This is a genomic window from Alcanivorax sp. IL2 (assembly GCF_047495475.1).
Classification (GTDB): Bacteria; Pseudomonadota; Gammaproteobacteria; order Pseudomonadales; family Alcanivoracaceae; genus Alcanivorax.
In genome coordinates this window covers 1,833,556-1,846,039 of sequence record NZ_CP179932.1, presented here as the reverse complement: position 1 = coordinate 1,846,039, position 12,484 = coordinate 1,833,556, and the positions used below count along the sequence as shown (strand labels likewise).

At 59.1% G+C, this 12,484-nt stretch carries 11 protein-coding genes; 5 read left to right on the top strand and 6 right to left on the bottom strand.

All coding sequences use genetic code 11. The features are described from left to right. Positions 1-83: 83 nt before the first annotated feature. The 4 genes from ACMG4N_RS08625 to ACMG4N_RS08610 are packed head-to-tail and all read right to left on the bottom strand — an operon-like array spanning position 84 to position 4,054. A complete protein-coding gene (locus ACMG4N_RS08625) occupies positions 84-1,109 on the bottom strand; it encodes a tetratricopeptide repeat protein (RefSeq protein ID WP_414431272.1) in 1,026 nt (341 codons plus the stop codon). After that, positions 1,109-1,555, bottom strand: coding sequence for a cytochrome c-type biogenesis protein (locus ACMG4N_RS08620; protein ID WP_272974738.1), 447 nt, complete (start codon positions 1,553-1,555; stop codon positions 1,109-1,111). The genes ACMG4N_RS08625 and ACMG4N_RS08620 overlap by 1 nt, the downstream gene beginning before the upstream one ends. Beyond that, on the bottom strand, positions 1,552-2,094 hold the full coding sequence (locus tag ACMG4N_RS08615; RefSeq protein ID WP_297766592.1) for a DsbE family thiol:disulfide interchange protein: 543 nt from the start codon (positions 2,092-2,094) through the stop codon (positions 1,552-1,554). Before ACMG4N_RS08615 ends, ACMG4N_RS08620 begins: the two co-directional genes overlap by 4 nt. Beyond that, entirely contained in the window at positions 2,084-4,054 is a 1,971-nt protein-coding gene (locus tag ACMG4N_RS08610; protein WP_297766589.1) for a heme lyase CcmF/NrfE family subunit, read from the bottom strand. Before ACMG4N_RS08610 ends, ACMG4N_RS08615 begins: the two co-directional genes overlap by 11 nt. 395 nt (positions 4,055-4,449) lie before the next feature. On the opposite strand from ACMG4N_RS08610, the gene fabA reads away from it, so the two are divergent. Next, positions 4,450-4,977, top strand: coding sequence for a 3-hydroxyacyl-[acyl-carrier-protein] dehydratase FabA (fabA, locus tag ACMG4N_RS08605; RefSeq protein WP_272974742.1), 528 nt, complete (start codon positions 4,450-4,452; stop codon positions 4,975-4,977). 9 nt (positions 4,978-4,986) lie between these two features. Continuing rightward, entirely contained in the window at positions 4,987-6,201 is a 1,215-nt protein-coding gene (gene fabB, locus ACMG4N_RS08600; RefSeq protein ID WP_414431270.1) for a beta-ketoacyl-ACP synthase I, read from the top strand. A 381-nt stretch (positions 6,202-6,582) separates the two neighbouring features. Here fabB and ACMG4N_RS08595 read toward each other — a convergent pair whose 3' ends face one another. Beyond that, the gene (locus ACMG4N_RS08595) at positions 6,583-8,370 is read right to left on the bottom strand and encodes an acyl-CoA dehydrogenase (protein ID WP_414431268.1); all 1,788 of its coding nucleotides are present in this window, start codon (positions 8,368-8,370) and stop codon (positions 6,583-6,585) included. 126 nt (positions 8,371-8,496) lie between these two features. Here ACMG4N_RS08595 and ACMG4N_RS08590 point away from each other — a divergent pair, with 126 nt between their 5' ends. From ACMG4N_RS08590 to ACMG4N_RS08580, 3 genes are all read left to right on the top strand, one after another. Next, complete coding sequence (locus tag ACMG4N_RS08590) at positions 8,497-9,489, top strand: GlxA family transcriptional regulator (protein WP_297766580.1); 993 nt, start codon at positions 8,497-8,499, stop codon at positions 9,487-9,489. A 93-nt stretch (positions 9,490-9,582) separates the two neighbouring features. Further along, positions 9,583-10,281, top strand: a complete 699-nt coding sequence (locus tag ACMG4N_RS08585) for a response regulator transcription factor (RefSeq protein WP_414430080.1) — start codon at positions 9,583-9,585, stop codon at positions 10,279-10,281. Between the two features lie 94 nt (positions 10,282-10,375). Continuing rightward, positions 10,376-11,215 (top strand): GAF domain-containing protein, encoded by an 840-nt coding sequence (locus ACMG4N_RS08580; RefSeq protein WP_414431266.1) that lies wholly within the window; start codon positions 10,376-10,378, stop codon positions 11,213-11,215. Between the two features lie 3 nt (positions 11,216-11,218). Here ACMG4N_RS08580 and ACMG4N_RS08575 read toward each other — a convergent pair whose 3' ends face one another. Continuing rightward, the gene (locus ACMG4N_RS08575) at positions 11,219-12,481 is read right to left on the bottom strand and encodes a sensor histidine kinase (RefSeq protein WP_414431264.1); all 1,263 of its coding nucleotides are present in this window, start codon (positions 12,479-12,481) and stop codon (positions 11,219-11,221) included. Positions 12,482-12,484 lie beyond the last annotated feature (3 nt).

The following is a 12,484-nucleotide window of genomic DNA, read 5'->3' as shown; positions in this document are numbered from 1 at the left end:
GGGTGCAACTTTACCCTGAGGCCCGGTTCTTCACAAGTAATAGGAGGGTGCTACCTTGGTAGCACCCCGGGGAGTTGGCGGGATCAGGGGCGTTCGAGAACCAGCATGGCAGGGCTGCCCTGGGGCAGTTCCAGGGGTTTGACCGGGGCCATGATGGCAGCCTGGTCCACTGCGCCGCCGGGCGCCGGGGTGTAGCGGGCACCAATGACCAGCGCCGCATTGTCATCCGGATAGCGTTGCAGCCAGTCCTGGGCGGACAACGACACGGTGGCGGGAAAATGGGGCACCACCTGGCGACGGGCAGCGAGAGGCTGGCCGCTACTGCCGGCCTCGCGGAGATAGACAAACACAGTGCCCCCCGCGGGCAGGTCCTCCGCCGTGACGACGGCCTGGATACCGGCAAATTTTTCCTGGCGGGCCTTTTGTTCACGGGCATTTTCCAGGCCGCGACGCAGCAGGTCGCCGGTTTCACCCTGACTGTGCCGGGACAACAGCGCTTGCCAGCCCTGCTCGGCCAGGTCATAGCGCCCGGCCCGGTCCGCAGACATGGCCAGCATCATCCAGGCGCCATCGTGTGTCGGCTCCCTATCCAGTACCCAGCGCAGTTCGGCCAGGGCCGGGTCGGTTAATTTGCCACCGGCTTTCTGGATCAGCGCCCGGGCCAGCAACAGATGCATGGCCGGTTCCTGCGGGCTCTTCGCCACCGCCTTGCGGGCCGCCTCTTCGCTCTGCTCAGGCGCGCCGAGCTGATCGTACAGCGAACCCAGTGCATACCAACCCATGGCTGACGGGTTCTTCACCAGCTCCGCCTGCAATACACGCACCAGGGCGCCGACAGGAACCTCTGACGCCGCCCGCTCCGGCGACTCGCCAGCGATAATGGCTCGGGCCACCGACCGATATTCCTGCTGGTCGTTGAGCCAGTCACTGGTATGTTCATTGTAGCCAACCAGACCATACCCGGCGGCGGCCAACACCAGCATGATCAGGGGAATGCCAATGGCACCCCGCATCACCTTGCCCGCCTTGCGGGCTTCGCGCTGCCACAACAGCCATAACAAGACACCCAGGGCCAGTAGCAGAACCAGCGCAATCACAATCCACATCATTACCGGTCTCCCCCCTGGTTAACGTCGCTCTCATCAGCGGCATCATTGTCATCCACTCTGGCGCTAGCACGGCGCAGAAGAAGGACGATGACCACAGCGCCACTGCCCAGTAATAACAATGGCGCCAGCCAGAGAATGGAAGTGGTGGGCGTTACTGGTGGGCGGTAGCTGACAAAGTCGCCATAGCGGGAGACAAAATAATCGACAATTTCTTCATCGCTTTTGCCTTCCTTGATCATGCTCTCTACCCGAACGCGCATGTCCTGGGCAATGCCGGCATCGGAATCGGCCAGGCTCTGATTCTGACATTTGGGACAACGCAGCTCATCCAGTAATACGCGAAAACGCTGTTCCTGTTCGGGAGTCTCAAACTCATAGAGGTCGGTAGCGGCCATTGCCGACAGGGAAAGGCAAAGCAGAAACACGGTACGCAGGATCATGGTCATGCTCCGCCCTCCTGCGTGCTTTGCTCAAGCAAGGGAGCAAACTTTTCCTGCCAGACGCGCGCATTCAGGTCGCCGGCATGGCGCAACACAATCTCGCCGTCCGGGTTGATCAGGAAAGTTTCCGGGGCGCCGTAAACCCCCAGGTCCAGACCCAGCTGGCCATCGGCATCCACGATCACATGGGTAAAGGGGTTGCCCTGTTCCGCCAGATACTGGCGGGCCGGTGCACTTTCATCCTTGTAGTTCAGGCCGGCAATGGCAACGCCGCGGGCGGCCAGTTCCAGCAGAAAGGGATGCTCTACATAGCAGGTGGGGCACCAGGTAGCCCAGACGTTGAGCAACTGCCAGCGACCTTTCAGAGAGTCCTGGGTGAGCGTTTCGTCGGTCATCAGCGACGGCAGGCTGAAGGTTGGCACCGGTTTGCCCACCAGTGCCGATGGCAATTCCTGCGGATCGCGCCCCAGACCACTGGCCAGCAGCAACGCCAGCAACACAAAGCCGACCAGCGGCAGGAATACCCAGGGAGAATTAGCTTTCATGGGACACTCCTTCTTCGCTGTTCGCAAATCGCTGACGACGGTAGCGCTTGTCAGACAGTGCTACGGCACCACCCATCGCCATCATCAGCGCACCCAGCCAGATCCAGCGAATACCCGGTTTGAAATAGATACGCACGGCCCAGGCGTTGCCGTCTTCCAGCGGTTCGCCCATGGCGACATAAAGGTCGCGCCAGAAGCCGGCATCGATGGCAGCTTCCGTCATGATCTGGCCGCTGGCGTGATAGGTACGTTTTTCCGGATGCATGACCGCTTCCGGCTCTCCCTGATAGGTCACATGAAAGTGGCCACGGGTAGAGTCGAAGTTGGGACCGACATAACTGTCCAGGCTGTCAAAAACAAACGCATAGTCACCGATGGATGCCTGATCCCCGGGCGCCATACGAATATCCCTTTCCACTTCGTGGAAACTCACCAGGGTAATACCTGCCACCATCACCGCCAGGCCACAGTGAGCCATGACCATGCCCCAGTAACCTCGACCCAGCTTGCCCAGGCCATTGAGGAAACCCTGGTTATAGGCTCGGGCCCGACGCACCACGTCATCCATATGAGCAAACACCAGGAACAGGGCCAGCATGATCGCCAACACGCCCTGCCACGGGGATGGCTCGGGGAGCCGCGCGGCAAACCAGCCGGCAATGATCGCCGCCGGGGCCAACAGTGCCATGCGCTTGAGCAGGCCGTTGCCATCCTGACGCTTCCAGTTACTGAATACCCCCGGCACCATCAACAGGATCAGTACCAGCGTCAGTGGCACAAAGAACCCGTTGAAGTACGGACTGCGGATGGAGATTTTCAGGTCCATGGCCTCGAAGAACAGCGGGGCCACGGTGCCCACCAGCACCACAAAGGTAGCAGTGAGGAGAATCAGATTGTTGCCCAGCAAGAAGGCTTCCCGGGACACCGGCTTGAAGCCCTTGTTGTTGGTCAGGGCGGAGGAACGAAACGCAAACAGGGTCAGTGCGCCGCCAGCCACCACGCTCAGGAAAGCCAGAATAAAGGTGCCCCGCTCCGGATCATTGGCGAAGGCATGCACCGAGGTCAGCACCCCGGAACGAACCAGGAAGGTACCCAGCAGGCTCAGTGAGAAAGCAATGATGGCCAGCAACACGGTCCAGGCCCGGAACATGTTGCGTTTTTCCGTTACCGCCAGGGAATGGATCAGGGCAGTGCCCGCCAGCCAGGGCAACAACGAGGCATTCTCCACTGGATCCCAGAACCACCAGCCGCCCCAGCCCAGCTCGTAGTAGGCCCACCAGGAGCCCAGGGCGATACCCACGGTGAGAAAGCTCCAGGCGACGGTGGTCCAGGGCCGGGCCCAACGCGCCCAGGCCGGGTCCATATTGCCTGCCAGCAGACCGGCCACGGCAAAAGCAAAGGCCACAGAAAAGCCCACATAACCCATGTACAACATGGGCGGGTGAATGATCAGGCCCGGGTCCTGCAACAGCGGATTCAGATCCGCCCCGTCCAGCGGGAACCAGGGCAAGATTCGATCGAAGGGATTGGATGTGAGCAGCATGAACAACAGAAAGCCCACCGAGATCATGCCCATCACGGACAACACCCGGGCCACCATGTGCAGGGGAACACTGCGACTCAACACCCCGACCATGGCCGCCCAGCCGCCCAGCATCCAGCCCCACAGCAGCAGCGAGCCCTCGTGCCCACCCCATATGGCGGACAGCCGATAGGCCAGCGGCAACGCGGAGTTGCTGTGATTGGCCACATAGGCCACAGAGAAGTCGTTAATGTAGAAGCTGTAGCCCAGGCAGACCATGGAAAGAGTCAGTGCCAGCCACTGCACCCAGGCCAGTGGGCGGGCATACCATTGCAGGGCAAGAATGTTACGATGCACCCCGATCAACGGGAATACTGATAAACACAGGGCTGCAGCCAGTGCCAACCACAGGGATAGATGCCCGATTTCTGCCGCCACGAGAGCTCCTCAATCCGCTTTTTACTGTCCGATGCCTGTCAAACCGCCGTTACGCGCGGTCCGGCGCGCATAGCATCGGTACATGGTCCGGCAATTGCAAGTCCGTGGCGTGGGGGGAGTGGCTGAACCACATATAATGAATTTCAGCCGTTCCCGAGCCGCAATTGATTGTCACAGATCATAGACAAGGGTCTTTATTGTCCGTTCATCGGTCATTTTCGGTAAAGCCATCCTTTCGACATATTTTGAGACGCTTGCTATTCGTATGCTTTCACTTGGCTTTGCTAGTATGCGTTCGATCATGACACCGTAGGATCGTCATAACGGTGAAGATAAAACGTCATAAATCATCCATATACTCGGAATGTGCCATCGGGCCTTCACGGAGTAAGACTTTGAGCACTACAACAGAACAGAAATCCTCCTACGAACGCGAGGACCTGCTTGCCTGCGCACACGGCGAGCTTTTCGGGCCCGGCAATGCCCGCCTGCCCCTGCCCAACATGCTGATGATGGATCGTATCACCCATATCAGTGATCAGGGCGGCAAGTACGGTAAAGGCGAAATTATCGCCGAGCTGGATATTCGCCCGGACTTGTGGTTTTTCGAATGCCACTTCGAAAGTGATCCGGTAATGCCCGGCTGCCTGGGCCTGGATGCCACCTGGCAACTGCTGGGCTTTTTGCTGGGCTGGCTCGGCCACCCGGGCCGCGGCCGCGCCCTGGGCGTGGGGAGTGTGAAATTCTCCGGGCAGATTCTGCCAACGGCCAAGAAGGTAACGTACAAACTGGACGTGAAACGGGTCATTTCCCGCAAGCTGATTCTGGGCATCGCCGATGCAACGGTGAGCGTGGACGGCAAGGAGATCTATCTTGCCGAAGACCTGCGCGTAGGCCTGTTCACTTCCACCGACGGATTTTAGGAGCCAATCATGCGCCGCGTAGTCATCACAGGAATGGGCATTGTCTCCTGCCTGGGCAACGATACCGATAGCGTCACCCGGTCCTTGCGCGAGGGCCGTTCCGGCATTCGCTTCAAGGAAGACTACAAAGAGCTGGGCATGCGCAGCCACGTTGCCGGCACCCCGGAAATCGCACTGGAAGACTTCATCGACCGTAAACCCCGCCGTTTCATGGGTGATGCGGCGGCCTATGCCTACATCGCCATGCAACAGGCGATCACCGATGCGGGCCTGGAAGAAGATCAGGTCAGTCACGAGCGAACCGGTCTGGTCGCTGGCTCCGGTGGCCACTCCTCCTTTAATCAGGTGGAAGCTGCCGACATTGCCCGCAATCGCGGCGTAAAACGCGTTGGCCCCTACATGGTGCCCCGGGTGATGGCCTCTACCGTTTCTGCTTGCCTGGCCACGCCGTTCAAGATCAAGGGTATCAACTACTCCATTGCATCGGCCTGCGCCACCAGCGCCCACTGTATTGGTAACGCGGTGGAACAGATTCAACTGGGCAAACAGGATGTCGTGTTTGCCGGCGGCGGCGAAGAAGAGCATTGGACCCTGAGCTGTCTGTTCGACGGCATGGGCGCCTTGTCCAGCAAGTACAACGACACACCGCAAACCGCCTCCCGGGCGTACGATGCCAACCGTGATGGCTTTGTCATTGCAGGCGGTGGCGGCATGGTCGTCGTTGAAGAGCTGGAACATGCCAAAGCCCGTGGCGCAAAAATTTATGCCGAAGTGATCGGCTATGGCGCCACCAGTGATGGCCATGACATGGTCGCGCCCAATGGCGAAGGCGCTGCGCGCTGCATGCGCCAGGCACTGGCCACCATGGATGGTAACGTGGATTACATTAATGCCCACGGCACCAGCACCCCGGTAGGGGATGTGGCCGAGCTGAAAGCCATTCGTGAAGTGTTTGGCGACAATTGCCCGGACATCGGCTCCACCAAGAGCCTGTCCGGTCACAGCCTGGGCGCAGCCGGGGTTCACGAAGCCATCTACAGCCTGCTGATGATGCAGCATGACTTCACCGCCCTGAGCGCCAATATCGAAACCCTGGATGAAAAGGCCGAAGGACTGCCGATTCTGGTGCAGGGCAAGGATAGCGGCCCGACCACCGTGCTGAGCAACAGCTTCGGTTTTGGTGGCACCAATGCCAGCCTGGTACTGCGCAAGTGGGAAGGGTGAAAAAGGCAGTGAATAGTTAACAATTAATAGTTAACAGCGAAAAGAGCTCGGCATTGCCGGGCTTTTTTATGGTCGCAAACCCCGTAGCTTCTCGAAACGTAGGGTGCACTGAGCCTAAGGCGAACTGCACCGTTCCGGCGTTTGATGGTGCAGTTCGCCTTAGGCTCAGTGCACCCTACGCAATTAGCGGTGGCAGTCAGCGATTCTGGATTAAGGTTATTTCATCCAGAAGGACGCCCCAGGGTAAAAGAATTTTTCAGAGACTCCCTGACAAAAAAGCAAAAAAAAGCCTCCACAGAGGAGGCTTGAAAATACCGTCATAGCTATTCCTGCCTTGGCAGGTCCCGAGCCTGATGACGATAGGCACACAATGTTGCGCAATCAGAACCAGCGATTGTCCATGTTGATAAAGGTATCGTCGGCATCAATCAGCCGTTGCGCGTCCAGTTCCACACGGGGCAACTCCCAGTGGAAAAAGTACTGCGCTGCCTGCAATTTACCCTGAGCAAAATCCGTATCTTCAGGGGCATCCAGTGCCGCTGCCGCATTGGCCTGGCGCAACCACATCCAGGCGGCCACGGTATGCCCCATCAGTTGCAGGTACGCATTGGCGTTGGATAGCGCCATGCGCGGCCCCTGCTCCGCCATCAGCTTGCCTGCGGCTGTGGTGGCGGCTTCAACGCGCGGCAACATGGCTTTCAGTGCCTGAGCAAACGGCTGGCAGCGATCATCGGTGGTGCGTTCCACATCCGCCAGGATGCGCCGGGCCAACAGTTGCAGACCCTTGCCGTTGGCCATCCATACCTTGCGGCCCAGCAGGTCCATACCCTGCACACCGGTGGTACCTTCGTGAATGGGATTGAGGCGGTTGTCACGCCACACCTGTTCCACCGGGTATTCGCGGGTATAACCGGCACCACCAAACACCTGAATGGCCATGTCGTTGGCTTTGACACCGAACTCCGAGGGCCAGCTTTTCAGTACCGGCGTAAGCAGGTCCAGAAGCAGATGGGCATCCTTCGCTGCCGCCTCATCACCGGTCTCGATGTCATCCACCAGACGATAGCCATACAGGCTCATGGCGATGGCCGCTTCCGCGTAGGCTTTCTGGGTCAGCAGCAGACGCTTCACATCCGCGTGTTCGATGATGGGTACCTGCGGTTTGCTGAAATCCGCCTGATCCGGATGACGCCCCTGCAAACGATCGCGAGCGTAGTCCAGTGCGTAGCGATAGCCCCGATAGCCGAGCACCGCCGCGCCAAAGCCCACTCCCACTCGCGCTTCATTCATCATCTGGAACATGTAGCGCAAGCCCTGATGGGCTTCGCCGACCAAATAGCCATGGCAATCATCGTTATCGCCAAAGGTCAGCGCGGTACTGGTGGTGCCACGGTAACCGAGCTTGTGGATCAGACCGGCCAGCACCACGTCGTTACGCTCACCCGAGTTGCCCTGCGCATCGAGACGGTATTTGGGCACCACAAACAGGGAGATCCCCTTCACCCCTTCCGGGCCACCGGGAATCTTGGCCAGCACCAAGTGAACAATATTATCCGCCAGCTCGTTATCACCGCCGGAGATGTAGATCTTGTTGCCCTTGAGGCGATAGCTACCGTCTTCCTGAGGCACCGCGCGGGTGCGAATGTCGGCCAGGGAAGAACCGGCGTGGGGCTCGGTGAGCGCCATGGTGCCGGTAAAACGCCCTGCCATCATCGGTTCGAGAAACTGTGATTTCAGCGTGTCACTGGCGAAATTGCGGATCACATTGGCCGCCGCTGCGGTCAAAAAGGCGTACGCGGTAGAACTGGGGTTCACGCAGGTGAACATGCCCTTGCAGGCCGCCGCCGCGATTTCCGGCAACTGCATACCGCCCTCTTCAAAACTGGCACGTGACGAGAGAAAACCGGCATTGATATAGGCATCGAAGGCGGTTTTCACTTCCCCGAGCATGGCCACTTTGCCGTCCACAAAGGTCGGCTCGTTCTTGTCCGCCAGGCTGTTGTGATTGGCGAATTTTTCCCGGGCCAGTTTCTCTGCCGTATCCAGTGCTGCCTCGATGGTCTCCCGGCTGTGCTCCGCAAAACGGGGGCGCTGGAACAGGGCGTCGGTGTCCAGTACTTCGAACAGCTGAAAACTGAGATCACGACGATCGAGAATCACATCACTCACGGTTTGGCTCCGGTTGGTTTGAACCTGAATTCCTGGCTGCCCATGGATTCAGGTTGAACAGCTTGCCATCCCCCCTTCCGGTCTGGCATTGTCGCCTATGACTTATTCATGGTGGAATACGACACGATGTACCGAGTAGCCGTATTAGCCTTCGATGGCGTTTTTGCTTCTGCCCTTACCGGGGTGGTGGATTTGTTCAACCTGACCGGGGTGACCTGGAACCGCATCCACGACCAGCCGCTGGACCGGCAGTTCGAGGTGCGCGTTGTCTCCCGGGGCGGCAACCCGGTGCGCTGTACCAACGGCATTCGCATGGCCGTGGACTGCTCCCTGGAACAACTGGATCAGGCAGACCTGGTGATCGTGCCAACCATCGGCGGCAAGCTGGAAACCGTACTGGCCCAGGAGCAGGACGTTCTGCCCTGGCTGCGCTTTCTGCATCAAGGGGGAGCGGACCTGGCCAGCAACTGCACCGGCGCCTTCCTGCTGGCCGAAGCCGGTCTGCTGGACGGCAAGACCGCCACCACCCACTGGGGCTTCAGCCAGCAGTTTCGTCATCACTATCCGCAGGTAAAACTCAACGAACGCGAACTGATTACCCGCGATGGCAATATCTTCTGCGCCGGCGGCGGTACCGCCTGGCGGGACCTGACCATCCTGCTGGTAGAGCGTTACTGCGGCGCCGACCTGGCCAGGGAACTGGCCAGGGCCTTTGTCATTGATGTGCGCAACGACCTGCAAAGTATTTATGCCGGCCTGCCCGCCCACAGCTATCACCAGGACGACCAGGTACAGACCATCCAGGCGTGGATTCATGAGCACTACAAGGAAAGCACCAGCCTTGGCCAACTGGCGGAAATGGTTCACCTGAGCCCACGCCAACTGCAGCGACGCTTTACCACCACCCTGGGCGAACCACCGTTGCAATACCTGCAGCGGGTACGCATTGAAGCAGCGCGCAAGATGCTGGAGCGAGGCACCAACAACCTGGCACGGCTCTCAGAACAGGTGGGCTACCAGGACGTGAGCAGTTTTTCGCGCCTGTTCAAACGCCATACCGGGCTGTCGCCAAGCCACTACCGGCAGCGCTTTGCCCGCACCGGAACGCTCACTGACTGACAAAACCACTGCGGCGACGAACGTGAAGAACCTTGACGGGTTATTGACGACTCGGGCCTGATGATAGCCATAATCAAAAAAAGGAGAGCGCCCGTGGAAAACCTGTCCATCATACTCGTGGAAGACCATCGCCAACTGGCCCAGACCGTGGTGGAATTTCTGGAACAGGAAGGTGCCACGGTGGACTATGCCGGCAACACCAGCCTGGCCCGGGAACTGGTTCAGGAGCATCATTACGACCTGATGCTGCTGGATGTGATGCTGCCCGGCGAAGACGGCTACAGCTTCTGCCAGTACCTGCGCAAGGATCTGGCCCTGGACCTGCCGGTAATCTTCATGACTGCCCGTGACCAGTTGGAAGACAAGCTGGAAGGTTTCGACCGCGGTGGTGACGATTACATCGTCAAACCCTTTGCCCTGCCGGAACTGGCAGCCCGTGTCTCCGCCCTGATTCGCCGCCAGCGCAAGGAAGTCACCGCCAACACCTTGCAGGTGGCAGATCTGGAACTGGACCCGGCCCGTCAGGAAGTGCGCCGCGATGGCCAGCTACTGAAGCTTTCTCCCACCGCCTTCCGTATTCTGCGCATCCTGATGCGCGAATCTCCCCGGGTTGTCAGCCGCGAACAGCTTGAGCATGAGCTGTGGGGTGATCTGGTGCCGGACTCCGATGCCCTGCGCAGTCACCTGTACAATCTGCGCAAGGCGGTGGACAAGCCCTTCGAGAATGCGTTGCTCAATACCCTGCCCGGTGTCGGCTTCAGCATTCAAGCGGACCGCCCTACTGCTGTATAGTTGGCTTCTGGAAAACGCCCTGTGTCCCGCAGGGCTTGCACTGTGTGCCTCAAGGGCCTGACAATGTGCAAAAATAACAATATGCCTAGCCTTTATGCCAGCCGACGTGATTCCTCTACCGACCTATACCACCTGCCAATCCCTGCTTGATGCACATCTGGCGGAGCTGCAAAACCGCTTCGGCATGGCCACCTGGATGATTACCCGCCTGACCGGTGAAGATTTGATCCTGTTACGAGTGCGTGATGGCCATTACGGTCTGCAGCGAGGCGAACGACTGCAATGGCAGAACAGCTACTGTGTTCGTATGGTGGAAGTGGGTGAACCCCGTATCACCACGGATGTGAGCACGGACCCGGACGACCAGTTCGCCTCACTGAACCACTCTCTGGATATCGGTGCCTACATCGGTTTGCCGCTGGTAGACAGTGACAACCGCCTGTTTGGCACACTGTGCGCCATGGACCCGCAGGCCCAGCCGGCCGATCTTGCCAACGCCCTTCCCTCTCTGACCCACGAAGCCGCCCTGATCAGTTTCCTGCTCAACAATGCGGTGCGCGAAGCCAGGGAAAAACGGCTGACTACCTTTGTGGAACACCCGGACCGCTGTGACGATACCGGGCTGCCGGGCCGTAAGGGCTGGGAGGATATTTGTCGACAGGAGGCCAGCAATTGCCGGGATTTTGGTCTGCAGGCATCGCTTCTTTATCTACAGGCACCGGAAGACGGCAACAGCCTGACCATTGCCGACTCCCTGGCCGCACTGCTTCGCGAACAGGACAGCATTGCCCACCTGGGAAATAACCGTTTCGGTATTCTTCTTGCCGACACCGACGAGGAAAAATCCCGCCGCGTGGCAGATCGGATCCGTGATGCGCTGAATGCCAAGCAATTGTTGGTGCGTATCGATCAGGAAATGCTGGTTAGCGGCTGATCCTTAGGAAAAACGGATCGCCACTTCGGTACCGCGACCAGGGGCACTGGTTACCATCAGGTGCCAGTGATAGCGCTCACACAGCCGTTGCACGATGGCCAGCCCCAGGCCATGGCCCGCTTCCTGGCTTTGCCCACGTTCGAAGGGTTTCAGAATGCGCGCCAACTCATCCGCATCCATACCGGCCCCGTAATCCACCACGTGCACCATCTTTTCCGCCACCAGGATGGTGACGTCGCCAGAGCCGCTGTAGTTGATGGCATTGCGCACCAGATTGGTCAGCACAATGGTCAGCGCCACTTCCGGGCTATGGACCGTCAACAGGGCCGTCTGCCGTACTTGCAGGCGAATCTGCTTACGGTCTGCCAGCGGGCTGAGACGCTCCATCAGGTTGACCGCCAGGTCGTTGACGATCACGTCCTCGCTATCGGGCTGACGCTGCTCCGTACGCGCCAGCATCAGCAACGTTTCCAGCGTCGCTTCCATGTCCTCCACGGTATCTTCCATGCGGCGGATCAACGGGCGATCACCGATCTGGCTGACCAGCAATTCCAGGTTGGCACGGAACACGGCCAGTGGCGTGCGCAGCTCGTGACTGGCATCACGGGTAAACTGTCGTTCGCGCTCCACAAAGCTCACCAGCCTGTCCGCATAGGCATCCAGTGCCGACACCAGCACCGCCACCTCACTGTCGGTATCCGCATCAATACCACTGAGATCCGGCCGTGCAATACTGGGGTCTTCCACCGGTGTGTGCCGTAGCCGGTCAGCCAACTGCACTAATGGCGACAACAGATCGCGGGATTTTTTCCAGCCCAGAAACGAGTTGATATAGATCACCAGCAACACCCCGGTGAGCGGCAAAATGCCAAACAGAAAGGCCAGTACCGACACCCGCTTTTCATCGAAAATCAGATACAGCCGGGCATCTCCTTTGCGCTCCAGATAAACGATCGGACGCTCGCCGGCCAGGTCCGCCCGCTGGTAACCGTCGGGTAAGGACTGCAGCACCTGCGGGATGTCATCGTTGACCTTTTCGCTGGTCAACAATCCCAGCAGGTGACGCGTGTTGGGGCGAGGTTGCTTCGGGTTGTCATCCAGCAGGGTCCAGTAGTGCTCGGCTTCCTTGATCAGTGCCTGCTTCACCAGAACCTGTTCGATAATGTTGGCCGTGGCCCACACGCCCAGCACCGTAGCCAGACTGATCAGCAACAACTGAAGCAGGTAGACGCGGGTTATACGATGCTGGACGCCGGTTTTCTTCATGCA

Coding starts and splice junctions, on each gene's coding strand:
- ACMG4N_RS08580 (WP_414431266.1), top strand. CDS start 10,376: ATGCCAGCCGACGTGATTCCTCTACCGACCTATACCACCTGCCAATCC.
- ACMG4N_RS08615 (WP_297766592.1), bottom strand. CDS start 2,094: ATGAAAGCTAATTCTCCCTGGGTATTCCTGCCGCTGGTCGGCTTTGTG.
- ACMG4N_RS08625 (WP_414431272.1), bottom strand. CDS start 1,109: ATGATGTGGATTGTGATTGCGCTGGTTCTGCTACTGGCCCTGGGTGTC.
- ACMG4N_RS08590 (WP_297766580.1), top strand. CDS start 8,497: ATGTACCGAGTAGCCGTATTAGCCTTCGATGGCGTTTTTGCTTCTGCC.
- ACMG4N_RS08575 (WP_414431264.1), bottom strand. CDS start 12,481: ATGAAGAAAACCGGCGTCCAGCATCGTATAACCCGCGTCTACCTGCTT.
- fabB (WP_414431270.1), top strand. CDS start 4,987: ATGCGCCGCGTAGTCATCACAGGAATGGGCATTGTCTCCTGCCTGGGC.
- ACMG4N_RS08620 (WP_272974738.1), bottom strand. CDS start 1,555: ATGACCATGATCCTGCGTACCGTGTTTCTGCTTTGCCTTTCCCTGTCG.